Here is a 26,356-nt window from a genome sequence, read left to right on the forward strand (position 1 = left end):
GCCCTGGCGCACCTGGAATCCCGGGTGCGCCAGGGCATTTGCGCGTCATGGGGCATTTCGCGCATCGAGAATCGCGGAACGGGCACGACGGCGGGGCACCCCGCCCGCTGCCAACATGCGTTCCAGCCTGCCGGGTTCCATCAGGTCGGCCCAGTCCCACCGCACCACCTTGAAGCCGGCGGCGCGGATACGGTTCTCACGCCCCTTTTCGTCCACCACCGCCTGGGACGGCGTGCGCCCCTTGAGGTACTCCGGTTTGACGTACTTGGCCACGCCGTCGAACTCCCCCACCACCTTTGCCTGTTTCCAATAGAAGTCCGCGTAGCCCGCCAGGCCGTCAGAGTCGTAGATCGCCTGCTGCAGGACCGGTGGTTCGAAACCGGCCACGTGCATCAGCGAGCGGCTGTAGGATTCCCCCGCCGACCCGGAAAGAGGATCCGCGAACGACAGCGCCGCGCGGATCCTCCTTTGCGCTGCGCCGGTGTAATTCGACCCGATGCCGGCCGTCAGATTATCCAAGGTCAGGGCCCGCAACCCGCTAGTGCGGTCCGGCTTGAGCACATGGTCCAAGGGCACGGCAGCCTCGGTGAATGGGGTGAACGCGGCAAGATCCAGAACGGTCCGGATGCGGTCCGTGACCAGCAGGCCCTCCCGCCGGACAACTGTCAGGCCTGACGGATCAGCGAAGTAGCGGCGGACACCGGCGCGGGACCGGCCGCCGTCGTTCTTCAGCGTCAGTGCCTGAACGGGATGGCGCACACCCATCGTGGGAATCTTCCACACGCTTGCCGCGGAGTGCCGGGCAAAAACGGTGGGGCTGTGGTGCGTTTCCGCAGCAGCCTGGACACGGAGCCGGTACTGTTCCCAGGGCACGAGTTCACGCCAGGCCGGCCCGTCTACGTACACCCCGTGCCGGATTCTCACGAGCGCACCCGACGCTGCACGCCGAGCCAGGTCCTTCGCTGTCAGTCCGTGCAGGAGGCGGTCGCGGGCGAGGAGGAGCATTGGGAGATCGTTCATACGTTCAAGATGCCAACGGCGCGGCCCGGGTGACAGCTGCGGACGCCTGCATGTGGATAAGGCGCCCATTTTCGACGCGTAAGTGCCCCTGCGCTACGCAAATGCCCTGGCGCACCAGAAATTCCGGGTGCGCCAGGGCATTTGCGCGTCGCCAGGGCATTTGCGCGTCGCCAGCCGGTGTGCGCGTCGCCAGGCAGTGCGCCGCGGCGGGGTCAGCCTGCGAGCACGCTACGCGCGGCTTCCCCCACCGCGGCCTTGATGCGGCCGTGCAGCTTCCGGAGGCCTGCCCGGTCCGTGCGGACCTCAATAATGCTGCGCCCCGACGACGGCGCGGCGAGCGCCTTGGCGAGCTCCGCCGTCGTACTTACCGCGCAATGTTCGACGCCGTATGCTGCGGCGAGCGACGAAATGTCCACTTTGTGCGGGGTACCGAAGAGGCGTTCGACGGCGTTCCCGTACGTCCCGGATTCCTGCACGGCGCCGTGCTCCAGGAGGTTGAAGATGGCGCCCCCGGCGTCATTCAGGACCACGATGCGCAACAGCGGGTCGTTCTCGGCGAAGCCCAGGAGGAGGCCGCCGGCGTCGTGCAGGAATGTGACGTCGCCGAGGAGCAGCGTGGTTTCCTGCCGGCCGCCCCACGCGATGCCCGTCGCGGTGGAGATGGTGCCGTCGATTCCGGCGAGGCCGCGGTTGGCGAAGACGGTGGCGTGCGGCTCGGGTGCGGGCTGGCCGGCGAGGTCCACGTCGCGGATGCCGTTGGAGGAGCCCAGCATCAGCTGCCCGCGTGCGTGCTTCCACACCAGGGCCCCGACGGCCGGGCCCGTCGCGGCCGGTTCCTCGGACAGCGCCTGGTCGAGCGCATGCTGGGCGGCGGCACCGGCCAGCAGCCAGGCATCCAGCCACTCCGACGAGCCGCGGCCCGAGAAGTCGGCGAGGTCACTGAGGTTGTCCAGCGGAAGCTCGGTCCTGCGGCCCGGCTCGTACCAGGCCACGGGAAGCGGCTGGTAGAGGGCCGAGGGGACGTCGGCGCGGGCCAGCAGCGCAGAGACCGGGCGGGACAGGGTTGGCCGGCCGAACAGGACGACGCGCTCGATCGGCTGGGCGGAGTCCGGGCCGAAATGCTCCAGCAGTAGCCGGTAGGGACCCACGGCATTGGGCCCGAAGCGCGAGTTGGAGGATGGTTCGGCCAGTAGCGGCAGGCCGTGGGCGCGGGCGAAGGCCTCGGCGACCGGGCCGGCGTCGTGCCCTGCCAGCACCACGGTGCGCCGTTCCGCCAGCGTGGCCGGTGCGGGCGCGAGGGTGAGCGGCTCCGGTCCGCGTCCGATCTGCCACGTCCTTCGGCCGGTTGCCTCCGGCAGGTGGTCGCCAGGCGGCGGGACCAGCGGATCGCGGAAGGCCAGGTTCAGCTGCACCGGCCCGGGCGGGGTGTCCTCGAAGACTCCCGTCGCCGCGCTCAGCGCGGTCTCCACAGCACGCTGCGGGTTTGTGCCGGCGGGGACGTCGACGGCGAACCGGACGTGCTCGCCGAAGAGGTCCAGTTGGTCCGTGGTCTGGTTGGCGCCGGTCCCCCGCAGCTCGTCGGGCCGGTCGGCGGAGAGCACCACCAGCGGAACAGCGGCGTGGTTGGCCTCCATCACGGCCGGCAGCAGGTTCCCGACGGCGGTGCCGGACGTGGTGAGCACGGCCACCGGCGCCCCCGTGGACAGGGCCAGGCCCAAGGCTGTGAACCCGGCCGAGCGCTCGTCGATCCGGACCAGGAGTTCCACGCGGCCGGCAGCGTCGGCTTCGGCGAGCGCGTAGGCCATGGGCGCGGAACGGGAACCGGGCGAGACCACCACGTAGCGGACGCCGCCGTCGAGCAGGGTTTTGACAGCGACCCGGGCGGCCTGGATTGCAGTCAGGGTGTCGGATCCTGAGTCGGCCGGAGCACCCGTGGGGTCGCCTTCGGACAGCGGGGCATCATCGGCGGCGGCATAGGCGTTGTTCGGGTCCAGCGGGTTCTCAGAAGTCACCAATCAAGTCTCCCACCAACCCAAACGCTCTCTCACATCCTGCCGCTTCACCCCAAACGCTCTCTCACTGTCTTCGACGCAGTGAGAGAGCGTCCCAGGAAAACCGACCAGAAATGAGAGAGCGTCGCAGGAAAACCGACCAGAAGTGAGAGAGCGTCGCCGAAGGAGGGCGGGGCTCACACGAGTTAGGTAAACTGCAGCAAAGCAGTGATTACCCACCCGGAGGATCAGCCCATGAACCGCAAGGCCACCGCACTGGACGTCGCCAAGCTGGCGGGCGTCTCGCGCAGCGCAGTGTCGCTCGTGCTCAACGGGCGGGGCGACGGCAACGTGGCCCTCGAGAGCCAGCAGCGCATCCGGGAAGCCGCGGCAGCGCTGAACTACACGCCAAACGCCATCGCGCTGAGCCTGCGCAACCAGCGGTCGCGGGTCATCGGGATTGTCTCCGACGAAGTGGTCACCAGCCCGTTCGACGGCAACATCATCGCCGGAGCGGATGCCGTGGCCCGGTCCCAGGGCTTTGTGACTGTGGTGATGGATACGGAATCGGACGAGGCCCGGGACGAGGGCGCCGTGGCCACCCTTCTGGACCGCCAGGTGGACGGGCTGATGTACGTCACGGTGGGACTGCGCCCCCTGCACGTCCCGCTCAACATGTTGCAGGTGCCGTCGATCCTGGCCAACTGCTTTGATGACCGCCCAGGGGCCGGTGTTCCCGCCGTCATCCCCGATGAGGTCCGCGGCGGGCGGGAAGCCGCCGAACACGTGATGTCGCTGGGACACCGGGACATCGCCTTCCTTGCCGGCGACTCCCTTACCCCCGCGGCGCCCCGCCGGATCGAGGGCTACCGCGAAGCGTTTGGCGCCGCGGACATGCCCGTCAACGGGGACCGCGTCCTCCAGGTGGGCTGGGACATCGATGCCGGTTTCCACGGCGCCATTAAGCTCCTCGACGGCGTGGAGCCGTCCGCCCGTCCCACCGCGATCCTGTGCGCCAACGACCGCCTGGCCATCGGCGTCGTACTGGCCTGCTACCGGCTGGGGCTCAGCGTTCCGCATGACGTGTCGGTCATGGGTTATGACGACGAATTCCGCATCGCCAAGAACATGGTCCCGGCGCTCAGCACCATGGCCCTCCCGCTCCGGGAGATGGGCGCGGCAGCCATGACGGCGCTCCTCGCCGACGTGGGGTCCGCACCGAACGGAAAGCACGACGGCGGCGGCCCGGCTGCCGCCGCCGGCTCCGGTACCGGCGCTGGGACCGACGCCGTCCACCACGCGGTGACGATGGTTCCGTGCCGGCTGGTGGTCCGGGATTCCACGGGCCCCGTCCCGGCCGGCCGCTAAGGCCCGGCCGGGACGGCCAGGCGCTAAGAAGGCTGCCCGAGTTCCCAGACCTCGGCCGTCGCACCGGCGGGAAGCAACAGCTGCCACTCTTCACCGGCAGCCGGGTAGGCGCGCATCGTTGTGGCCACGGAACCGCTCCTGTACACCTCCACCAGTGAGGCATCCACGAACACGCGCAGTTCCTCCCCCGGCTCGACGGTTCCGCTGAACACGGTTTGGCGGGTACCGTCCCCCACAAGCAGGAGTTCGACGGCGGTGTCCCCGCCGCCTGCGCCGGACTCGCCCGGGCCTGCGGTCACCAGGGCCTCGGCAAACGGCGGCAGCTGGACGGTTCCTCCGGCCCGGCTGGCCGTATGCGCTCCGCGGTAGGCATCGATTTCGGGGGCGGGGCTGACCACCAGGGCGCCGTCCACGACTGAGAGCTCACGCGGGAACGTCAGGACTCCGGCCCAGCCGGCGGCGTCGATGTCGTCCTGGCTGCGGCCGCGGCGTCCGTCCCGGCCCGGGCCCTCGTTGGCCCAGCCCCACAGCAGGGCCCGGTCCTCCAGGGCCACCACCTGCGGAGCGTAGAAGTCGCGTCCGTGGTCTGACTTGCCGCCGCCCCGGGGCGTGAAGACGGGCAGCCCGGTAACCGGGTCCTCGGTCAGCGAACCGATCAGGTGGCCCACACCATTGGCGTGTTCGTGTGCGTCGCCGGAGAGCCACAGCGAGAACATCATCAGCCAGGTTCCGGAATCCCCGAACGAGTCCGCCGAGTCCCCCGCGGCGGCGAAAGACTCAGGCACGCGCACCAGCTGCGGGCACTCCCAGATCTCGGCCGGCGTGAACTTCGAGGCCACGGGGTTCTCCGAGGTCAGCCAGATGCCCTGGTATTTCCAGTCGGTCAAGTCCTCCACCGTGTACAGGAGCAGTGCGGCGTGCCCGTTGGCGAGGCCGGCACCCTGCATGGCGTACCGCTTGCCGTTGAACCTGAAGATGAACGGATCCCGCACTGCGGTCACCTGACCGTCGGCGGGCATCGTTGCCGCTACATGGCCGGTCTGCTCCCAGTAGACCAGGTCTGCCGAACCGCGGGCGATGACCACCTCTGAGTGGCCGCCGTCGCTGCGGACGCCGGAGTACGCGGCGGTGGGAACACCGCCGTCGTCCGTCACCACCCCGGTCCAGCAGCCGTACTCGTCCGGGCCGCCGCGTTGCGGGCGCAGCGCCACCGGGTGCTCCTCCCAGCGCACCAGGTCGGCGGAGCTGACGTGGCCCCAGGCGATCCGGTGGTGCCGGGCGGAGTCCGGGTTGTACTGGAAGAACACGTGGTAGCGGCCGTTGATGAAGCTGACGCCGTTGGGGTCGTTGATCCAGCCCTGTGCGGGACGCGGGTGGAACCGCGGGAAGGCGGGGTCGGGGTGGTGGGCGGCGACGTCGTCGAAACGGACGGCGGCGAGGTCCGGGGAGGGCATGGCGGGGCCTTTCGGTGGGTAGGTTATTTTCCGGTGCCGGCCGTGAGGCCGTCCTGGAGTGCGCGCTGGCCGAACATAAAGACCACCAGCGCCGGAATCATGGACAGGACCACGCCCGCGAGCACCACGGAGATGCTGCCGGTTCCCAGGTTGCCCTGGAGCGAGACGAGTCCCAGCGGGAGCGTGAAGTTTTGCTCGGAGATGGTCAGGATGAGCGGCCGGAAGAACTCGTTCCAGTGAAAGTTGAATGCGAGGATTCCCACGATCGCCATGCCGGGCATCGCCAGCGGCGCATACACGGAACGGAATGTACGCCAGGGCGAGGCGCCGTCGATCGAAGCCGCTTCGGCCAGCTCTGCCGGCAGCCCCATGAAGTACTGGCGCATCAGGAAGGTGCCGAACGCCGTCGGAATGGCCGGCAGGATCAGCGCGAGCAGCGTGTCAGACAGGCCCATGCCGCGGATCAGCATAAAGACGGGGACGATCGTGACCTGCACCGGCACCATCATGGTGGCGAGCACAGTCGAGAAGAGGGCGCCGCGGCCGCGGAACTTCAGGTGCGCGAACGCATAGCCTGCCAGCGCTGCGGACACCATTTGGCCCACCGCGATCAGTCCTGTCACCAGGGCGCTGTTGAGGACGAGCAGGAAGATATTTAGCTGCTGGAATACTTCCCCGTAGGACGTGAAGTCGGGGTTCCAGGGGATGAACGACGGCGGGAGCTTGAAGGATTCCGACGGCGACCGCAGCGAGGTGGACAGGGTCCACAGCACCGGGCCCAGCGTCAGGGCGGCCGCGATCACCAGCAGGGCGATGCGGATGAGAAAGGCCCAGTTGAACCGGCGCCGGTTGGCTGGCGTTTCCGGGAGGCCTTCGGACAGCCGGGGGGAATGTCCGGCCAGGCCGTGGTCTGTTGTGGTTGTCATGGCTGGCCTTACTGGTAGAAGACGAATCGTTTGCTGAGCCGGAACTGCGCGGCTGTGATGGCCATGATGATCAGGGTGAGCAGCACCCCGATGGCGGACGCCTGACCGAATTCGAGCCGCTGGAAGGCCGATTCGAAGATGACCATGACGGCCGTGCGGGTGGAGTCACCGGGGCCGCCGCGGGTCAGCACATAGGGCTGGTCGAACACCTGCAGGGCGCTGATGATGGCCATCACCGAGGCCACCAGCGTCGTGGGGCTCAGCAGCGGAAGCGTCACATGCAGGTGCTTGCGCCAGCCCGTGGCGCCGTCGATCGCTGCCGCTTCGTATGTCTCCACCGGAATGGAGGCCAGGCCGCCGATAAACAGCAGGAAGGAAAACCCGAAGTTCTGCCATACATAAACCAGAATCACGACGGCGGCGGACCCGCCCGGCGTGGTCAGCCACGGCACGGCGGGGATGCCCGCGAGGGACAGGAACCAGTTGACCACGCCGAACTGTTCGTTGAAGAGGTACCGCATGAAGATGGACACGGAGGCCGCCGACAGGATCAACGGAAAGAAGAAGGCGGAGCGGAAGAACACGCGCAGCCAGGCCGGCATTTTCTCCTGCACCATGATGGCCAGCGCCAGGGCGAGCCCCAACTGGAGGGCTACGGCCACCACCACGAACACGATGGTGTTCAGGAAGGACACCCGGACGGTGGGGTCCTGGACCACTTCGGAGAAGTTGTCGAAGCCCACGAACGTCGGCGCGGAGATGATGTCCCAGCGGAAGAAGGCGAGGACCACCGACGCCACAATCGGGATCAGGGTGAACAGGCCCATGCCGAGGATCGTGGGGCCCAGGAAGACCCAGGCCAGCCAGCGCTGGGTGTGCCTGGAGCCGGCGCTCGGTGCCGTGGCGTCTTTGGCGGACGGGGCATCCGGCGCTGCCGGCCCGGCGGCCCGCTTCGGCCGCTCCCGGTGCGGGGTGGTGGTGCTCATGACTGCCTCCTCAGGGCCAGTTCAAGGTCGCGCTGCATGGAGGCGAGGGCCTGTTTGAGCTGGCGCTCGTCGCCGCTGACTGCGAGCGATACGTTCTTCATCAGGGCCGTTTCAACGGCCGCCTGCTGGGGTGGTGCCGGAATGGGGCCGGTGGTGGGGAAACGGTCCAGGGTGTCGTAGAAGACCTTCCAATGGGCAGGCCCCTTGCCCGCGTAAAGCTGCTCGTTCACCATGGAGCGGCGCGCCGGCGTCGTAATCGGGTTGGGGAAAATCAGTTCCATGGCCTCGCGGCTGGAACTGAACTTGATCCATTCCCAGGCGGCGTCCTTGTCCTTCGCGGTCTTCATGATCGCGTAGCCCGCGGTGCCGAACTGGTGGCGCTGGGTCTTCCAGCGCGGGAAGAACTGGACGTCGAAATCGCTTTCGCCCATCCCGGCCTCGTGCAGGCCCTGCACCCAGTAGCCGCCGGCCGGGGTGGTCCCGATGCGGTTGGATGCGAACAGTCCCACCAGTGAGCTGCCGCCGCCTTCCTCGGGGCGGACGCCCAGCCCGTCCTTGACCAGTCCGCGGAGGTAGTCGAAGGACTCGAACACGCGGTCGTCATTGGCGTTGGGTTCCAGCCACTGGTAGCCGCCGGAGCGGAGGCCGCGGGAGGGATCGTTGGCGTAGAAGCCGTCCCAAAGCCACTCTCCACCGGCGGACCTGGTCTCCTTCAGGAAGCTGGTGTCGTTCGCGTAGAGCCACGGCACCACTCCGCCGAAGAGCCGGTTGGTCCAGTAGTAGGGCGTGAAGTCCGAGGTCCGGGCTTTCCGCATAGCGGCGAGGCTGTTGCGGAAGTCCATGTGGGTCCAGTCATCCGCCGGGCGCTCCAATCCTGCCTGCGCGAACGCGGTGGTGTTGTAGTACATGTTGGCGGCGTTCCAGTCCATCGGGAGCTGATACAGGCTGCCCTTGTACATGAAGGCCTCCACCAGGCTGGGGTGGACGTCGTCGAAGAACTCGGCCATGTCCGCGGCGTCGCGGCGCACGTACTCGTCCAGCGGGTGGGCAAGCTTTTCAGCGAACAGCTGGGCGCCTTCAGTGGCCACGTAGACCACATCCGGCGGGGTGCCCGCGGCCACCATGGTGAGGATCTTGGTGAAGAAGTCCTTCCAGTCGACGGCCTGGATGGCCTGGACTTTGACCCTGATCTCCGGGTGGAGGCGGGTGAAGGCGTCGATGGCGCGCTGGCGGGCGGCGGCGTCCGCGGCGGTGCCCATGATGGCGATACTGAGGCTGTTGTCCCCTCGGCCCGGAATGTCCGATCCGGAGAGCCGCGGCCAGGACGCCACGGTTGCTCCGATGATTCCCGCGCCCAGGGCACCAAGGGCGGTACGACGGGTGATTTCCCGCAGGTGCCCGTTTGTGGCTCCGGTCATGTCAATTTCCTTCCTAACACGTGTTAGGAACTGTAGATTGCCGACCTAACACGTGTCAAGCGTCACAATGCCACGATGCGTAATGCGACGCTCTCTCACTTCCGGCCGCTTTTCCCCGGACGCTCTCTCACTTCCGGCCGCTTTTCCCCGGACGCTCTCTCACTTCCGGCCGCTTTTCCCCGGACGCTCTCTCACTTCCTGAGGCTTTTCCCCGGACGCTCCCTCACTTCCTGCCTATCCAGCAAATGAGAGGGTCCTGGGATCCTCGCGCACTCCACAGCGGGACGCTAAGCGCATAGACTCGAGGGAAAGGAGAGATTGACATGGCAAAGGGTCCTACGGTTTATCACGTTGCTGAGCGGGCAGGCGTCTCCATCGCCACAGTGTCATTCACCTTCAGGCAGCCCGAGAAGGTAAAGGCGTCTACGCGTGAGCTGGTCCTCGCCGCCGCCAAAGAACTTGGCTACGTGCCCAGCGCCAGCGCGCGTGGCCTGGCCCGCGGCCGGACGGGTGCGCTGGGGCTATTTGCCTACGACTTCCTTCTGGACCCGGCCGACAGCATTCAAGGACGGGACCCGCAGGGCCACGACCCCGCACAGACAGACTCGGAACGCCAGAACGAGGATCTTCGGCTGTTTCCGCTGTATGTGGACGAGGTCCAGCGGGGAGTTGAGCTCGAATGCTGGCGCCGCGGGCAGGCACTGCTGGTCGGCGGCGGCAATCCGGAAAACAACGAGGCCGTGCTGTCCGACATCGCCGGCCGGGTCGACGGGCTGGCCGTTTTCCCCCGGTCGGTGCCCAGCGAAGCACTGGCGCGGATCGCCGGGCGCATTCCAGTCGTCGAAGTCTCTGAGAGTGCGCTTCACCCGGAGTTGGATCACGTCACCGTGGACAACGCTTCGGGCACGCGGGCGATTACCGAGCACCTGCTCACCGAGCACGGCATGAAGAGGCTGATGTTCCTGGGCGGGATGCCGTCCTCGGACAACGATGAACGGCTCGCGGCTTTCCTCGCGGCGCTGCGCGATGCAGGGCTGACACCCGTACGCGAGCCGGACTATCCGTGCGGTGGCGAGCAGGCCGTTGCAGAGGTTATCGCGGCGGTATGCCGGGAAAACGCAGTGCCTGACGCCATCGTGTGCGCCACCGATCAGGACGCGCTTGTGGTGCTGGACGCGCTGGCAGCTGCCGGCGTCAAGGTCCCGATGGACGTTGCCGTGACCGGATTTGACGGCATCGCCGCCGGCAGGGTGGTCCGGCCTTCCCTGACCACCGTCCGGCAGCCCATGGAACAGATGGGCCGCGCCATGGTCGAACTGCTGCTGGACCGCCTGGACCACCCGGACAAGCCCCCGGCTTCGTTGCGACTGCCCGTCCGCGTCGTGCTGCGCGAGAGCTGCGGCTGCCGGCCGGACTAAGCCGGACACAGCCCAAACAAAGGGCGTAGTGGCGGCCGCCGCGCGCGACCGCCGCGCGGGGCCGCCGCGCGCGGCCGCCGCGCGGGGCCGCCGGGGCCGCGGCGCCGCCGGGTGGCACTCCCCGTCGTCGTTTTGCTTTCTGAAAAACCAGGCGCGGCGCCGCTTACTGCACCGCAGCGGGCGCCGCGGTCATGCCCCCTGCACCGGACTGTGCATCAAATTTCTTCGGCCAACTGTTGCCAAGGTCACATTCAATGCGCTTAGATTGACCCAGTAATAGAAATCAAAGCGCTTAGATATTTGTATGGGTGGCCTCGCAGCCCCTGCCAGTACACAGCCCGCCGCGACGACAGTTCACGCGGGACCCACGAAAGGAACAATGATGATCCGTCCGAACGCAACGAAGGCAGCTGCCATAGGCCTCGCCGCAGCGCTGCTGATGACCGGCTGCGGCAGGGACACCGCGGGTTCGTCCCCAGCGTCATCGGCCAAGCCCATTGCCTCAGGCCAGGCATCCGGCACCATTACCCTGTGGGCCCAGGGCAGCGAAGGCGAAGCCCTTCCGGCACTGCTCAAGGAGTTCGAGGCCGAGAATCCCGGCGTCAAGGTCAACGTCACAGCCATCCCCTGGGACGCGGCCCTCAGTAAGTACCAGACCGCCATCGCCGGCGGGACGACGCCGGACGTCGCCCAGATGGGCACCACCTGGATGGGCGATTTCGCCAACTCGTTCGATGCCACGCCCAAAGAGATCGACGCAAGCGACTTCTTCCCCGGCTCGGTGAAGTCAACCGAAGTCGAAGGAACCACCTACGGGGTGCCGTGGTACGTCGACACCCGCGTGGTCTACTACCGCAGCGACCTCGCGGAGAAGGCCGGCATCACCAAGGCGCCCGAAACCTGGGATGACTTCAAGGCCCTTGCCAAGGGCCTTCAAGAGAAGGCCGGGGCAAAATACGGGGTTCAACTGCCCGCCGGCGTCGCCGGCTCCTACCTCGACACCCTCCCGTTCCAGTGGTCCAACGGCGCGAAGTTGATGAACGACGACGGCACCAAGTGGACCCTCGACACTCCGGAAGCGGCAGAGGCCCTGAAGTATTACTCCAGCTTCTTCGCTGATGGGCTCGCGTCCAAGGCTGTCTCCACGGGAACCACTGCCGAGGCCTCCTTCGTGGACGGTTCCGCCCCCATGATGATCAGCGGTCCCTGGCACGTCGGCCTGCTCAACAAGGCCGGCGGGGCAGGATTCGAGGACAAGTACAAGGTTGCCCCGATGCCCAAGGCGAAGACCTCAACGTCCTTCGTCGGCGGCTCCAACATGGTGGTGTTCAAGAAGTCAGAGAACCGCGATTCTTCCTGGAAGCTCCTGCAGTGGCTGTCCAAGCCCGAGGTCCAGCTCAAGTGGTACAAGGCCACCGGCGACCTCCCTTCGCAGCAGGGTGCCTGGAAGGACCAGTCCCTGGCAGGAGACAGCAAGCTCTCGGTCTTCGGCGACCAGCTCAAGACCACCAACAACCCGCCGGCCGTTTCCACCTGGACCCAGGTTGCCGCCGCCGCCGACAGCGAAATCGAACAGATCGTCAAGGCCGGCAAGGACCCCGCGGAGGCACTGAAGTCCCTGCAGCAGGCCGCAGATTCGATCGGCACCGGGAAGTAACAGTGGCCACCACCACAAACGCGATGCCTGCCGGCACCAAAAATGCCGGCAGGCCACCGGCCCGTGCCAGGGTCCGTGCAGGGCAGACGCGGCGCCGCCGGAACGCGCTCACGGCGTGGCTGTTCGCGCTGCCGTTCGTGCTCATCTTCGGTGTGTTTATGCTGGGTCCGCTGGTCTCGTCGTTCCTGATGTCCTTCACGGACTTCACCAGCCGCGACATCGAAAACCCCTTCGCGGTGGGATTCGTCGGGCTCGAGCAGTATGCCGCCCTCTTCCGGAATCCGCAGTTCCTGCACTCGGTGCTCAACACGGCCTATTTCGTCGCTGCCGGGATCCCACTCACCACGGTCCTTGCCCTCGCGCTGGCAGTGGCCCTGAACAACGGCATCACCCGCTTCCGCACGGCCTTCCGTGTTGGCTTCTACACGCCCGTGGTCACCAGCATTGTGGCCGTCGCCGTCGTATGGCGGTTCATCCTCCAGCCTGACGGACTGCTGAACGTCATTCTCGGCTGGGTGGGCATCGCGGGCCCGGACTGGCTGAACAGCACCACGTGGTCCATGCCGGCCCTGATCCTGCTGGCCGTCTGGCGGAACCTGGGCACGCTCATGATCATCTTCCTGGCCGGGCTGCAGGCCGTCCCGGGCGACATCCTCGAAGCCGCCGAAGTGGACGGCGCCAACGCCTGGCAGCGGTTCATGCGGATCACCTTGCCCATGCTGCGCCCCACGCTGCTGCTGGGAACCGTCCTGCTTTCGGTCGGCTTCCTGCAGTTCTTCGAAGAACCGTTCGTGATGACAAAGGGCGGCCCGCTGGATTCGACCCTGTCCGTCAGCTACTTCACGTACAACCAGTTCGGGTTCGGCAAATACGGACTGGCCTCCGCGGCCAGCTATGTGCTCTTCGTGGCCATCGCGCTGTTGAGCCTGCTGCAGTTCCGAGCCCTCCGATCCAAGGACTGAGGACCGATCCCCATGACGATCCCTGACACATCAGCACCGCTTCCCGTCACCGCAGCACCCGTTACGCCGGAACCGGAAAATGCGCCGCCCGCCAGAACCAAATCCAACGCACGACGGCGGTCCGGCCGCCGCGCTCCGGCGCGCCGCACGCTGACCTACGCCGTCCTGGTGGTCGGCGTGTCCGCCACCCTCCTGCCGTTCGTTTGGATGTTCCTCGGCGCGTTCAAGACCCAGGGCGAACTGCTCCGCCGGCCCATCACCTGGTGGCCCGAGCAGCCCACGCTGGACAACTTCCTGATGTGGTTCAACGAGCTGCACATCGGCACGTTCTTCCTGAACAGCGTGGTGGTGGCCGTGTTCACCGTCCTCGGCAACCTGCTGTTCTGCTCCATGGTGGGCTACGCATTGGCCAAAATGGACTTTCCGGGCAAGCGCTTCCTGTTCCTGCTGGTCATGGTCATGCTCATGGTCCCGGGCGTTGTCACGTTTGTGCCGCTGTTCGTGATGGTGAGCAAGCTGGGCCTGGTCAGCACCTACCCGGCACTGATCCTGCCGTTCCTGGCGGCCCCGATGGGCGTGTTCCTGATGCGCCAGTTCATCATGGGCATCCCGGACTCCCTGATCGAAGCTGCCCGGATCGACGGCGCCGGCGAACTCCGCACGTTCCTGCGGATCGTCATGCCCCTGTGCGGGCCGCCGCTGGCCACCCTCGGCATCCTGACCTTCCTCGGGTCCTGGAACAACTTCCTGTGGCCGCTGGTGGTGGCGCAGACCGAGGACATGTACACCCTGCCGGTGGCCCTGTCCCTGTATTCCACCGGCCAGAACGCCACCGACTACGGCCTGCTCCTCGCCGGATCGGTCCTGGTGATCACGCCCATCATCCTGCTGTTCGTTTCCCTGCAGCGCTACTTCATCCAGGGCGTCGCAGCCACCGGCATCAAGTAGGCCGCCTTCTCCCCTGCCCTTCCAGACTTCACCTGACGCAAGAGAGCACCCATTGACTTCACAGACCCGCACCAGCCCGCGCCCCGGAAACCCGCGCCCCGGAAACCCCCGCCCCGGAAACCCCGGCAACAGCACCCAAACCGCCGGCACCGGCCCCGCCACCTCCGTGGCGGCCGACGGCACACGGTACCGGGACCTCAACGGCAACGGGATCATGGATCCCTTCGAGAACCCTGGACTCAGCCCGCACGAACGCGCAGCCGACCTCGTGGCCCGGCTCAGCCTCGAAGAAAAGGCCGGGCTCATGTTCCACACCGTGATTGAGACCGGACCGGGCGGATCCCTGCTCGAGACTCCCGGAAACATCAGCAAGTCGCCCACCAGCACGGTGATCCTGGGCAAGTTCATGAACCACTTCAACATTCACGCCTTGGGCACCGCCCGGGAGGCCGCGATGTGGAGCAACGCCCTGCAACAGCTTGCGGCACAGACCCCGCACGGCATTCCGGTCACGATCTCCACAGACCCCCGCCACGCCTTCATCGAGAACTCCGGCGTATCGTTCACCGCCGCCCACTTTTCCCAGTGGCCCGAGCCGATCGGCCTGGCCGCCGTCGGCAGTGCCGAGCTAATCCGCCGCTTCGCCGAGATCGCCCGCACGGAATACACCGCCGTCGGCATCCGTGCCGCCCTGCACCCGACCGTCGACCTCGCCACAGAGCCACGCTGGTGCCGGCAGGCCGGAACCTTCGGGCAGGACTCCGAGCTCAGCTCGAAGTACGTCGTCGAATACCTTCAAGGATTCCAGGGCGACGAGCTCGGTCCGGACAGCGTTGCCTGCACCACCAAGCACTTCCCGGGCGGCGGTCCGCAGCGCGACGGCGAAGACGCACACTTCCCCTACGGCCGGGAACAGGTCTACCCCGGCGGCCGCTTCGACGAGCACCTGGCTCCGTTCCGGGCGGCCATCGCGGAAAAGACCAGCGCCATCATGCCCTATTACGGCATGCCGATCGGCGTCGAGCTGGACGGCGAGCCGGTGGAGGAAGTCGGCTTCGGCTACAACAGGCAGATCATCACCGACCTGCTCCGGGACAAGCTCGGCTACGACGGCGTGGTCCTCAGCGACTGGGAGCTGGTCAACGACAACATCGTTGGCGAGCAGGTGCTGCCGGCGCGGGCCTGGGGCGTTGAAGAGCTCACCGCGCCCGAGCGGATGCTGAAGATCCTCAACGCGGGCGTGGACCAGTTCGGCGGCGAGGAATGCACCGAGCTGCTCCTTGGCCTGGTCCGGGACGGCCTGGTCAGCGAGGAACGAATCGATGAGTCCGCGCGCCGCCTGCTGCTGGTCAAGTTCCAGCTCGGCCTGTTCGACAACCCCTTCGTGGACGAGGACGCAGCGGCCGAAATAGTTGGCAACCCCGAGTTCCGGCGTGAGGGCCACCGCGCGCAGGCAACGTCCGTCACGGTGCTGGCCAACGGAACGCACGACGGCGGGACGGCCCTGCCGCTGACCGGCTCACCCGCCGTCTACGTCGAAGGAATGGACCCGCTGAGTTTCGACGGTTTCGGGACTGTGGTGCAGGACCCGGATCAGGCCGATGTTGCCGTGATCCGGCTGCACTCCCCCTGGGACCACCGCGACGATCTGTTCCTGGAACAGCACTTCCACGCAGGAAGCCTGGACTTCCCGCCCGGGCTGGTCTCCCGGCTCCGGACCCTGGCCGCGAAGGTTCCGCTGATCATCGACGTGCGGTTGGACCGTCCAGCCATCCTCACCCCGTTGGCGGGGTTCGCTGCGGCCCTGGTGGGCACCTTCGGCGTCTCGGACACGGCCCTCCTCGATGCCCTGTTCGGACGCATTGAGCCGCAGGGCAGCCTTCCCTTCGATATTCCCAGGTCCATGGACGCCGTACGTGGTTCACGCTCGGATGTCCCCGGAGACACCGCCGATCCCCTCTTCCGGTTCGGGCACGGCCTGCGGCTACCCGCGGCGCCCAACGCCGGAGCCGCCGCTGCTACACAGTCAGGACTGAGCTCATGAACAAGCGCTTTGATGCCACCCCGGGATTCTCCATCGCCACCCGGCGCCAACTCCTCGCCGGTGCGGCTGCCTTTGCCGTCACCGGGCTCGCCGCCGCCACGGCGCAACCCGGCCTGGCAGCGTCCGGCGCGCAGTCGCCGTCGTACTTTTCACGCGCACGAAACCTGGGCGGAGTGGACCGCAAGGTCATCAAACGGTGGGCGCAGGACACCTGGAAGTCCCTTGTGGCGATGACCGATCCAGCGACCGGACTGCCGGCCGACTACATCGGTGAGTCCATCACCGCACCGAAGCGGAGCGGCTTCACCTCGCCGACGAACATCGGCGGTTATATGTGGAGCAACGTGGTGGCCAGGGAGCTGAACATCATCAGCGCCAGCGAATGCCGAGAACGGCTAACACGAACCCTCACCACACTGGCCGGGCTCAAGCACCACGAGCCCAGCGGCATGCTCTACAACTGGTACGACGAAGCCACCGGTGAAGTCATCACTGTGTGGCCCGAGAACGGAAACCCCGTCGCGCCGTTCATGTCCAGCGTGGACAACGGCTGGTTCGCAGCGGCGCTCATGGTGGTCCGCAACGCCGAGCCGAAGGTCGCCGCCCTGGCCAACACCATCCTGGGCCGGATGGACTTCGGGATCTTCTACAACAAGGACGCCCGGCCCGGCGTCGCGGCCGGCCTGCTGCGCGGCGGCTTCTACGACGTCAAGCCACCGGTGGAAACGGTCCAGGGCAACTATCTGGGCAAGGGCGCAGACGTCTACTACACGATGAACCATTACGACGTCACCAACTCCGAGCCGCGGATCGCAACGTACATCGGTATCGCGTTGGGCCAGCTGCCGCCGGCACATTATTTCGCCACCATGCGGGTCTTCCCGGACACGTGCGACTGGTCCTGGCAGGAGCAGAAGCCGGTGGGCGAGCACCGGATGTACATGGGCATCGACGTTTTCGAGGGCGCCTACACCTATCGCGGAATGCGGATCGTGCCCAGCTGGGGCGGGGACATGTTCGAGTCCCTGATGCCGGACCTGTTCGTTCCGGAGTCCGACTGGGCGCCGAAGGCGTGGGGCATCAACCACCCGCTCACCGTCCGTGCCCAGCGGGAGTTCGGCCTGGACGACGCGAAGTACGGCTACTGGGGCTTCTCGCCCGCCAGCCACCCGAACGGCGGCTACTCCGAGTGGGGCGTCGACGCCCTGGGCATGAGCAGCGACGGTTACCCGTCCGACGTCGAACGCACCAGCGTGGACACCGGCTTCGACGGCTGCCGCCCGGCCGGCAACCCAACGCCAAGCTGGGGCGACGGCGTGGTGACTCCCCACGCCGCGTTCCTCGCGATGGAATACGAGCCCCGCGAAGCGTACGACAACCTGGTGAAGATCGAACGCGACCTCGCCGCCTATGGCGCCGGCGGCTTCTTCGACGCGGTTGCCGTGAAATCCGGCACCGTGGCCAGGAGGTACCTCTCGCTGGACCAGGCCATGGTCCTCGGAGCGATCGGCAACGTGTTCGGCGACAACGTGATCCGCCGCAACTTCGTGCAGGGCGACGTCGAGAGGGTCATCAAACCGCTCATCGCGGTGGAGGAGTTCGGCGCCGGACTCGTCGGCTAGGGCTCTCCCACCTCCCGCTGCAACTAGTGCGAGGGCGTCTCAGCTGGTGGGGCGGGCTACATGTTCTCCGGCGTCTCGATGCCCAGCAGGTCCAGGCCCTCGGAGAGCCTGTGGAGGACGAGTGCGCACAGGGCGAGCCGTGACTGGCGGACGGATTCGTCCGCCTTCAGCACCGGGCACTGGTCGTAGAACGAGGTGAACAGCTGCGAGAGTTCGAACAGGTAGGCGCACAGCCGGTGAGGCTCCAGCAGTTCCCCGACCCTTCGGAGGGTCGCACCGTACTCCAGCAGGTGGAGCGCCAGGGCCCGCTCGGCAGGTTCGACGACGGCGATACTCACTGCCGCCGTCGGCTCCCCCGCCGCTTCGCCAGGCTCGCCCGCCGGCGAAGCCGCTGCTTCCGCCTTCCGCAGGATGGAGCGGATCCGGGCCGCAGCATACTGCACGTAAGGGCCCGTGTTGCCACTGAGGGCCAGCATCCGGTCGAAGTCGAAGACGTACTCGGTGTCGTGCCCCACGGCGAGGTCGGCGTACTTCACGGCGCCGATGCCCACCTGCCGGGCAGTCACAGCCCGTTCCTCATCCGAGAGGTCGGGGCGGCTCGAGTCCACCACGGCGCGGGCACGGTCCACTGCCTCGTCCAGCAGGGCCATAAGCTTCACCGGGGTGCCCGAGCGGGACTTCAGGATCTTGCCGTCTTCGCCCAGCACGTTGCCGATCTGCACGTGGGTGGCTTCCACTGAGTCCGGGAGCCACCCGGCCTCCCGCGCGGTCTCAAAGACCATCCGGAGGTGCACGTTCTGCGGGGCGCCCACCACGTAGAGGATGCGGTCGGCATGGATTTCCTGGACCCGGTACCGGATGGTGGCAAGGTCGGTCGTGGCGTACCCGTAGCCGCCGTCGGATTTGCGGATGATCAGCGGCAGCGGTTCTCCGTCCCTGCCCTTGAAGCCCGCCGGGAAGGTGCACAGTGCCCCTTCGCTGACGCGGGCCAGGCCGCGCTCCTCCAGTTCCTGGCACAGTTGTGCTAGATGGGGATCGTAGGAGCTCTCGCCGGCGATGTGGTCGTCCTCGAGGCTGACTCCCAGCGTGGCGTAGATGGCATTGAAGTAGACCTTCGAGTGGTCCACCAGCCGCTGCCACACCTCCAGCGTTTCCTCGTGGGCCGACTGGAGGGACACCACGCGAAGGCGGGCCCGCGTCGCAAAGCTGTCAGGGCTGCCGTCGGAGCTGTCGAACTTTGCCCGTGCTGCCTGGTAGAACGCACTGGGGTCTTCCACCAGCAGGGCGGCTTCGGGCGAATCCTCGCCGATCTCCAGCCAGTGTTCAATCAGCATTCCGAACGGCGTGCCCCAGTCGCCGATGTGGTTCTGCCGGATCACCGTATGGCCCAGCGCCTCAAGGACGCGGACCAGGCTGTCCCCCACCACGGTGGTGCGGAGGTGCCCCACGTGCATTTCCTTCGCAACGTTTGGGGAGGAATAGTCGACGACGACGCGACGGGCCTGCGTCTCCGGGCCGCCCTGGGGCTGGGACGCCTGGGCGTTGAGAAGCTCCTCGATCCAGGTGCCGTCGAACGTGAGGTTGATGAAGCCGGGGCCGGAAATTTCGACGGCGGTGCAGAGTCCGTCGAGCTCCAGCGCCTCGACGATCCGGGCGGCAGCATCGCGTGGCGGCAGGCCGACCTTCTTGGCGAGCGCCATGGCGGCGTTGACCTGGATGTCGGCGAACTGCGACGGCCGGACAACCGGGTCGGTGTCCCGGAACTCTTCGCCGAACGCTTGGGCAATAGCTGCCTGGACTCTGGGGACAACCATCTCGGCCGGATTATTCACAAGCTCAAATTATCAGCCCCGGCCCGTTCCGGCGCCCTCCCGGCTCCTGCGGATGAATCCGGTTAATCCGGAACGCTCCCCCATCTCCCGGCGTGTGCAGCCGTGGAGGTGAGAGAGCGTCCCGAAAAAACCCACCAAAGGTGAGAGAGCGTCCCGAAAAAACCCACCAAAGGTGAGAGAGCGTCCCTACCGGCTGGGACTAACCGTGACTAGGCGTCGGTACGGAAGACCTGGACCACAGACGGGCGCGGGGCGCGGGCCTGGCCGCGCCCCGGTGTCGTGCCTGCCGGAACGTAGTCCGGGAAGTACGAGTTGGGCGCGTCGAACGTGCCATCTTCGCCCGGGTGCTGCACGGAGACGAAAACGGTGCGCTCGTCGTCGTGCACGATCGGTCCGCAGGTCTCGGCGTCGCGCGGCACGGCGAGGAACTGCTCCACCTTGCCGCGCTCGGCGCCGTCGAGCGTCACCTTGAACAGGCCGTCCGCGCGGCCGATGCCGGACGGGGCGCCGTCGGTGGAGATCCAGAGGTTGCCCACGGAGTCGAACGCGAGGTTGTCCGGGCAGGAGATCGGCGAGACCTGGTCCACCGGGAAGCCGGAGAAGTAGGTGACGTCGCCCTGGGCCGGGTCGCCGCAGACCATCAGCAGGTTCCACGCGAACTTGGTGGAGGTCTGGCCGCCGGTTTCGGTGATTTCCACGATGTGGCCGTCGCGGTTGGCGTTGCGCGGGTTGATCTCGGTGGCGCCTTCCTTGCCCGCCTTGCCGCGGTCCGAGTTGTTGGTGCAGGCCACGTAGATCTTGCCGGTGTGCAGGCTCGGCTGAACGTCCTCGCAGCGGTCCATCTTGGTGGGGCCCACCTTGTCCGCGGCCAGGCGCGTGTACACCAGCACCTGTTCCACGGACATGCCGTCGACCTTGGAGACGCCGTCCACCACCAGTGGCAGCCATTCGCCGGTGCCGTCGAACGAGCCGTCGGCCGGCACGGCGCCGGTGCCGGTGATCTCGGCGGCCGGGGAGTTGCCGGTGAACTTGGCGACGTAGAGGTTGCCGGCGGAGAGGAGGGTCATGTTGTGCTTGCGGTCGCCCTCCCGGTACTTCTCGGCCGAGACAAACTTGTAGAGGTAGTCGAAGCGCTCGTCGTCGCCCATGTAGGCCACCACGTGACCGGATTCCGCCACGATCACGTTGGCGCCCTCGTGCTTGAAGCGGCCCAGGGAGGAGTGCTTCTTCGGCGTGGAGGTGGGGTCGAAGGGGTCCACTTCGACGATCCAGCCGAAGCGGTTGGCCTCGTTCTCATAGCCGGACTTGCGGGTGTCGAAGCGGTCGTCGTCCAGTTCCCACTGGCGGGCGGTGGCCTTGGAAGTCAGCCCGTAGCGGAGGTCCGAAGCGGACGTGCCCGGCGAGACAAAGTAGCCGTTGAAGTTCTCTTCGCCGGAGAGGATGGTGCCCCACGGGGTGGTGCCGCCGGCGCAGTTGCCCAGTGTGCCCTTGATGGCGCGGCCGGACGGGTCGTCGATGGTCTTCACCAGCGAGGATCCGGCAACCGGCCCGGTTAGTTCGTAAACCGTGCTGTTCAGGTAGCGGCGGTTGAGTCCCGCGCCCTTGACGTAGCTCCACGGCTTGTTCTTGTTCTTCCGCTCCAGCTCCACCACGGACAGGCCGTGTGCCGCCTGGCCCACAGCGCGGACCTCCGCGGCCGGCATGGTGGCCGGGAACATGATGTTCTCGTTGGTGTACTCGTGGTTCGCGAACAGCACGGCGCGGCGGCCCTTGCTGCCGGGAATCTCCAGGATGTCCGAGTAGTCGTTGTTGTAGCCGAACTGCTGTTCCTGGGCGGCGGCCGTCTGGTTGTTCAGGTCGAAGTCCGGAGCAGTGTTGAAGATGGGGTCGCCCCAGCGGATGACCGGCTGCCAGGTGAACCCTGCGGGCACGGTCAGCTTGTCCACGTCCGCTGCAACGGACGGGATAGCCGTGAACTGCAGCTTGGACTTGCCGAAGCCGTCCTTCGCGGCGGCGGCGAGGCCGGTGCCGCCGTCGGCCACTGCAGTTCCGGCGGACGTTACCGCGCTTCCGAGCACGACGGCGAGCGCACCGGCGGCGCCGAAGCCCAGGGCGGCGCGGCGGGACATCGTGGCAGAGGCGATGTCGCGGAAGTAGCTGTTGGAGCTCGTGTTGCAAACCTCGCCCGAGCAGGCGTTGTCGCACTTCAGCGCGCAGGTGACGGGGCTGCGCTTGCCTTTGGTGTGGCCAAGCATGGGGAGTAGGGCAAACTTGCGTCCGGTCGTTTCAGACATGGGGGCCTTCCAAGGGATGTGATGCGGTCCCGCCCACCCTTTCAGCCGATTCCAACCGGCAGCGGTCAGCCAGGTGAAGATCCGGTGAACAGCACTGCGTGGACGCGGCGGAGCCGGTCCAGCCACCAGTCCCGGCGCTCGGCGGGTGCCGCATATCGCTCCAGCAGCCCGGCGTCGGCGGTGACGTCGCGGACGCGGATGGCGCCGTCGTCGGCCACCAGCGGATCCAGCGTGATGTCCTGCTCAAACAGCGAGACTGTCCCCAGCCCGCACGCGTAGGGCAGTTCCGGGAGCGCCGCCGCCAGGGCCAGCCCGGCGCGGATCCCAACTGAGGTGTCCAGCGCGGAACTGACGACGGCGGGCAGTCCGGCCTGCGCCACGATGTCCAGGGCGCGCCGCACTCCCCCGAGCGGCGCCACTTTCACCACGATGAGATCGGCCGCGCCTGCCCGCGCGACGCGGAGGGGGTCGTCTTCCTTGCGCACGCTTTCATCCGCGGCGATCAGCACGGGGATGCCGGCAGCCTGCAGCCGGCGGCGGACCTCGGCCAGGCCTTCGATGTCCGGGACCGGCTGTTCGGCGTATTCGAGCCCGACGGCGGACAGCCGGGTCAGTGCCTCGACGGCGGCGGGCACGTCCCAGCCGCCGTTCGCGTCCACCCGGATGGCGGCGTCCGGGAGGGCGCGGCGCACGGCCGCAACCCGGGCGGCGTCGTCGGCGAGCGTCTGGCCGCGTTCGGCAACCTTGATTTTGACGGCGTCCACGCGGCCAAAGCGGGCCAGGACTTCCGGAACCCGCTCCGCGGGGATGGCAGGAACGGTGGCGTTGACCGGAATCACTGACCGCAGCGGAGGCGGAAATCCTTGCCAGCCGGCTTCGACGGCGGAGGCAAGCCAGCGGGACGCCTCGGCGTCCCCGTACTCGGGGAAGGGGCAGAATTCCCCCCAGCCCAGCGGGCCGTCCAGCAGCAGGGCTTCGCGCTGTGTAATGCCGCGGAACTTCACGCGCATGGGCAGGCTCACCACGTGCGCGGAGGCCACAAGCTGCTCCACGGAAGGGCGGTTCACCGCAGGAAGGTTCCGGGGCTGGCGGGGTGCGTCGGCGGGCATGTTTTCACTCTACCGGCCACGTCTGACAGTCCTCCGGCCGGCCACTCCCCTGGTAGGGCCGACGGCGACTGGGGGCGAGCTTCACGTTTATGAGACTCGTCGCCGCCGGCCCAGCTCAAGGAGCCCCGGGCATGCACTCCCTGCGGTTACCGCAGGGAATGCTGCGGGGTTCGGCCGGTCCGCAACCCGGCCGTTAGTAAAATGCTAGGGTCCGGAAGACGGTGCCGCATGAGTACCTGCTACTCGTTTTTACCCCTGGAGCGTACTCACGGAAGCGGCCACCACGCGCCGCAATCAGCGCATGATGGCCTGCTGGTTTCCGTCCGTTTACCGGTGCCCGTGATCGTCATCCTTGGCCCGGTCCAGCATCTTGCAGATGTCCTTCGCGTGCCGGACGCTGTTGTGCGTGATCTCGCCGGACACTACTTCCTTCTGGTCGGTGGAGGCGTACGCCACGTTGCCTGCCAGCCGTCCTTCGGTGAAGTAGAACGCCTTGGGCAGGCCCTCGTCTTCAAAGGCCTTCTCCTCAGCAGCTCCCATGGCATAGATCAGGGCTGGCCCCCGGCCGGACAGGTGGGCGCTCAGCCCGTCCTCGGCAAGCCGCATGGTGAACGGCCCGGAGACGTCCAGCTCGTCGATCGTGGCGCCGTCGGAGGCGCGGGTCAGGTCGATCGTGGCGTCGCCCCGGTACTTGATCACCAGGGTCCCGTCATCCTTCTTCTCGCCCTTGTACGTCACTTCGCGCTCGTCCCCGGCAGACACCTTGATGGTGGTGTCGCAGGCTTCGAACTCGTAGTCGGCGTAGTACGCGTCGGGAACGGAAACGTACTTCCCGTCCGTGTCCTCCGGGGGCCATGGCCCCACCGCACTTCCCCCGCCGTCGGACCCCGCAAACGCAGGGGCCGAAACTCCCGATAGCAGCGCCAGCGACAGGGCGGCAGGCAGGCACAGATTCCTCATTTTTCGGTTCATGGCAGCACTCCTGAAATGTGGCAGGAGGGACGCACACGGACCTGTCCTGCCGATGTTAAACATCAAATACCCGCAAGGGGCGAACGAGACCAGATGTGATGCGGTGATATTGCGGCCCGTGTGTCCAGGGCGGCAATACGATCAAGCTAGCGCCGCCGTCGCCGGGGTGTCAACGGGTTTTTGCGGATGCCAATGCCCTGCGTGTCACCGTCCCGGGACATTGGCATCCGCCACGGTCGCCGGCTTAGTGCTGATCGGCTGACGGCCGCTGTGCCAAGCGTAAGAAAAACGGCCGCCGGCGGGCACGAGTATTTGCTACCTGTTTTGGCGCAGGATTGCCGCCAGTGGCGCCCGCCGTTACGGTGCCGAAAAGCCGGTATTCAGCCCCTGCAGCTCGGCCGGTGCCCGCAGACGGCTCCCAGCATTCTGTGGGACGCTGATGGTGATGAGTTCTCACCTTAAAGATTCCCGACGACGGCGGCCCGCCGGGCAGGTGCGTGGCGCAGTAGCACTGGCTGCGTTGTGCGTTCTCGCGACGCTGGCCTGTGTGGCCGGTTTGATGGCCACGTACTACTTCTTCGTGCGGACCACCACGGGACAGTACATTGACGAATCCGCCCTCGTGGAGGCCGTGGCCATCCACGGCCCGGCCGGCAAGGCCGCCACCAGGTTCCTGGACTGGCTGCCCACCATCTCCCTGGTGGTTGCCGCCGTCGTGGTCCTGTTTGTCACGGTGATCCGGAAACGCTGGCGCGCCGCGGGCATTGCCGTGTCCGCGTGCATCGCCGCGAACATCGCCACACAGGTCCTGAAGGAGCTGCTGCCGGAGCGGCCGTTCCGCGGCGTGGAGACCCTGGAGCTGAATTCGCTGCCGTCCGGCCACACCACGCTGGCCGCCTCTGCCGCCGCGGCCGTGTTCCTTATGGCGTCGCCGCGCTGGCGGCCGTTCGCAGGGTTTGCAGGCGGCAGCTTCGCCATAGTGTCCGGGATTTCGACGGTGGTGAACCAATGGCACCGCCCGGCCGACGTCATCGCAGCCTTCCTGCTGGTGGGCGCGTTCGCCATCCCTGCCGGCTGGCTGATCATCCGCACCGGCAACACCTGGAACGTATGGGACGGCTTCGGCGGGCACTGGGCGTCCTCACGCTGGTGGATCCGGCTGCCGGGCCTGCTCTGCCTGGCGTTCGCCGCCGCGGCCGCGTTCCTGCTTACCCGTTACGTCCCCGGTCAGGGCGGCAGCACCACGAGCTATTTTTGGGGCGGAATCTCGCTGATTGTGGTGGCCGGGTACCTGGCCACCGTGGCAACCACTGCTCTGTTTGCGTTTGCCGCACGACGGCGGGTGGCCGGCCGGGGCTAACGGCCCGCCGTCCAGTGGCGCATGGCGCATGACGCCATCTCATGGCTGCCCAGCCCTACTTCAGGAACGCGGCGTCGAAGGAATTCAGATCCACCGGGACGCCGTTGAGGCTGTGCTCGAACTTCTGCTGGATGCCGATCCGCATGGTGGCGGCCGTGTTCCAGCCGCCGTACTGCACCGGGGCGGGCGCGAGGTAGTCGGCCGTCCAGGTGGAGTAGTTGAGGTTGCTGGTGTTGGTGTCCCAGAGCGGAACGTCGGCGAAGGCCGTGCTGTTGCCCATCAGGTCCGGCCACATGCCGCTGCCGCTGTAAATCACGGGCCGCACACCCATGCTGCGGACTCCCTCCACCATGCCGCGGGTCACCGGAGGGCTGCCCGGTTCCACGTCCAGGGCGAAGAACTGGAGCTGCGCGGCGTAGGGACCCGCCGCGCTGATGCCGCCCTGCCAGCAGCTGGCGTCGCGTGTGTACACGGCAATCTTCAGGCCGGCGTCCAGCGCCATCTTGAGCTGGGGCTGGGTGCGGTACCAGGGCTCACAGGTACCCCACGCGGTGGAATGCATGACGTACAGCCGGATCCCGGCGTCGTACGCTTTTTTGAACCACGCGGGGTCAGTGATCGCTGCAGTGGTGTCCACCACCTTGACCGAGGAGCTTGCTGTTGGCGGGAGGGCTTTCGCGGGCTGCACCTTCGCCTCCTGAACTGGGATTTGCTGATCCGGGTTTGGCAGCGCCGGCTTGGCTGCGGCCTGGTTGGCTGCGGCCGGCTTCACTGACGCTGGCGCCGGCGCCGGTGCGGTGCCGAGGCTCAGCAGCAGGGGCAGGGCGGCAAGGGCGGCGACAAGGTTGATCTGAAGCAAACGATACTCCTGGGTCTGGCCCGCCCGGAGTGGTCGGGGGCAGGCATGGCGCAGCTATGGCTGCGTTCGAGGGGGTGCGGAGTTGATCGAGCCCAGTTCCCGGTCAACCCGTGGGA

19 protein-coding genes are annotated in these 26,356 nt (G+C 67.1%); 8 read left to right on the top strand and 11 right to left on the bottom strand.

Going from position 1 to position 26,356, the window contains the following annotated elements; translation table 11 throughout:
* Positions 1–45 precede the first annotated feature (45 nt).
* Positions 46–1,020: a hypothetical protein gene (locus tag JOE41_RS05715; RefSeq protein WP_209751360.1), complete on the bottom strand. Its 975-nt coding sequence runs from the start codon at positions 1,018–1,020 to the stop codon at positions 46–48.
* Between the two features lie 212 nt (positions 1,021–1,232).
* Positions 1,233–3,032, bottom strand: coding sequence for a 2-succinyl-5-enolpyruvyl-6-hydroxy-3-cyclohexene-1-carboxylic-acid synthase (gene menD, locus JOE41_RS05720; RefSeq protein WP_374068682.1), 1,800 nt, complete (start codon positions 3,030–3,032; stop codon positions 1,233–1,235).
* A 234-nt stretch (positions 3,033–3,266) separates the two neighbouring features.
* Here menD and JOE41_RS05725 point away from each other — a divergent pair, with 234 nt between their 5' ends.
* Entirely contained in the window at positions 3,267–4,379 is a 1,113-nt protein-coding gene (locus JOE41_RS05725; protein ID WP_209751362.1) for a LacI family DNA-binding transcriptional regulator, read from the top strand.
* Positions 4,380–4,402: 23 nt separating this feature from the next.
* Here JOE41_RS05725 and JOE41_RS05730 read toward each other — a convergent pair whose 3' ends face one another.
* The 4 genes from JOE41_RS05730 to JOE41_RS05745 are packed head-to-tail and all read right to left on the bottom strand — an operon-like array spanning position 4,403 to position 9,163.
* Positions 4,403–5,833, bottom strand: coding sequence for a glycoside hydrolase family 32 protein (locus JOE41_RS05730; protein ID WP_209751364.1), 1,431 nt, complete (start codon positions 5,831–5,833; stop codon positions 4,403–4,405).
* 23 nt (positions 5,834–5,856) lie between these two features.
* A complete protein-coding gene (locus tag JOE41_RS05735; protein WP_245200640.1) occupies positions 5,857–6,759 on the bottom strand; it encodes a carbohydrate ABC transporter permease in 903 nt (300 codons plus the stop codon).
* Between the two features lie 8 nt (positions 6,760–6,767).
* Positions 6,768–7,745, bottom strand: a complete 978-nt coding sequence (locus JOE41_RS05740; RefSeq protein WP_209751366.1) for a carbohydrate ABC transporter permease — start codon at positions 7,743–7,745, stop codon at positions 6,768–6,770.
* Positions 7,742–9,163 (bottom strand): extracellular solute-binding protein, encoded by a 1,422-nt coding sequence (locus JOE41_RS05745; RefSeq protein WP_209751368.1) that lies wholly within the window; start codon positions 9,161–9,163, stop codon positions 7,742–7,744. The genes JOE41_RS05740 and JOE41_RS05745 overlap by 4 nt, the downstream gene beginning before the upstream one ends.
* A gap of 323 nt (positions 9,164–9,486) precedes the next feature.
* Between JOE41_RS05745 and JOE41_RS05750 the strand changes: the two genes are divergently transcribed.
* The 6 genes from JOE41_RS05750 to JOE41_RS05775 all read left to right on the top strand — a co-directional run bounded on the left by JOE41_RS05750 (position 9,487) and on the right by JOE41_RS05775 (position 17,814).
* Positions 9,487–10,581, top strand: a complete 1,095-nt coding sequence (locus JOE41_RS05750; protein ID WP_209751370.1) for a LacI family DNA-binding transcriptional regulator — start codon at positions 9,487–9,489, stop codon at positions 10,579–10,581.
* Between the two features lie 382 nt (positions 10,582–10,963).
* Positions 10,964–12,238: a sugar ABC transporter substrate-binding protein gene (locus tag JOE41_RS05755; RefSeq protein ID WP_011692975.1), complete on the top strand. Its 1,275-nt coding sequence runs from the start codon at positions 10,964–10,966 to the stop codon at positions 12,236–12,238.
* A 23-nt stretch (positions 12,239–12,261) separates the two neighbouring features.
* Complete coding sequence (locus tag JOE41_RS05760; RefSeq protein WP_209753558.1) at positions 12,262–13,200, top strand: carbohydrate ABC transporter permease; 939 nt, start codon at positions 12,262–12,264, stop codon at positions 13,198–13,200.
* A 12-nt stretch (positions 13,201–13,212) separates the two neighbouring features.
* Positions 13,213–14,148 carry a carbohydrate ABC transporter permease gene (locus JOE41_RS05765; RefSeq protein ID WP_209751372.1) on the top strand — a complete coding sequence of 312 codons (936 nt, stop codon included), beginning with the start codon at positions 13,213–13,215 and terminating at the stop codon, positions 14,146–14,148.
* Between the two features lie 214 nt (positions 14,149–14,362).
* A complete protein-coding gene (locus tag JOE41_RS05770; RefSeq protein WP_245200958.1) occupies positions 14,363–16,192 on the top strand; it encodes a glycoside hydrolase family 3 protein in 1,830 nt (609 codons plus the stop codon).
* Positions 16,189–17,814, top strand: a complete 1,626-nt coding sequence (locus tag JOE41_RS05775) for a glucoamylase family protein (RefSeq protein WP_209751374.1) — start codon at positions 16,189–16,191, stop codon at positions 17,812–17,814. Before JOE41_RS05770 ends, JOE41_RS05775 begins: the two co-directional genes overlap by 4 nt.
* Before the next feature lie 56 nt (positions 17,815–17,870).
* Here JOE41_RS05775 and argS read toward each other — a convergent pair whose 3' ends face one another.
* From argS to JOE41_RS05795, 4 genes are all read right to left on the bottom strand, one after another.
* Positions 17,871–19,628 carry an arginine--tRNA ligase gene (gene argS / locus JOE41_RS05780; RefSeq protein ID WP_209751376.1) on the bottom strand — a complete coding sequence of 586 codons (1,758 nt, stop codon included), beginning with the start codon at positions 19,626–19,628 and terminating at the stop codon, positions 17,871–17,873.
* Positions 19,629–19,855: 227 nt separating this feature from the next.
* The gene (locus JOE41_RS05785) at positions 19,856–21,940 is read right to left on the bottom strand and encodes a PhoX family phosphatase (RefSeq protein ID WP_209751378.1); all 2,085 of its coding nucleotides are present in this window, start codon (positions 21,938–21,940) and stop codon (positions 19,856–19,858) included.
* A gap of 65 nt (positions 21,941–22,005) precedes the next feature.
* Positions 22,006–23,049 carry an o-succinylbenzoate synthase gene (locus tag JOE41_RS05790; RefSeq protein ID WP_209751380.1) on the bottom strand — a complete coding sequence of 348 codons (1,044 nt, stop codon included), beginning with the start codon at positions 23,047–23,049 and terminating at the stop codon, positions 22,006–22,008.
* Between the two features lie 327 nt (positions 23,050–23,376).
* Positions 23,377–24,021 (bottom strand): hypothetical protein, encoded by a 645-nt coding sequence (locus JOE41_RS05795; protein WP_209751382.1) that lies wholly within the window; start codon positions 24,019–24,021, stop codon positions 23,377–23,379.
* Between the two features lie 439 nt (positions 24,022–24,460).
* Between JOE41_RS05795 and JOE41_RS05800 the strand changes: the two genes are divergently transcribed.
* Positions 24,461–25,381 carry a phosphatase PAP2 family protein gene (locus tag JOE41_RS05800; protein ID WP_209751384.1) on the top strand — a complete coding sequence of 307 codons (921 nt, stop codon included), beginning with the start codon at positions 24,461–24,463 and terminating at the stop codon, positions 25,379–25,381.
* A 55-nt stretch (positions 25,382–25,436) separates the two neighbouring features.
* On the opposite strand, the gene JOE41_RS05805 is transcribed toward JOE41_RS05800, so the two are convergent.
* Complete coding sequence (locus tag JOE41_RS05805; RefSeq protein WP_209751386.1) at positions 25,437–26,240, bottom strand: hypothetical protein; 804 nt, start codon at positions 26,238–26,240, stop codon at positions 25,437–25,439.
* Between the last annotated feature and the right edge of the window lie 116 nt (positions 26,241–26,356).

It is taken from the genome of Arthrobacter sp. PvP103 (assembly GCF_017833075.1).
Classification (GTDB): domain Bacteria; phylum Actinomycetota; class Actinomycetes; order Actinomycetales; family Micrococcaceae; genus Arthrobacter.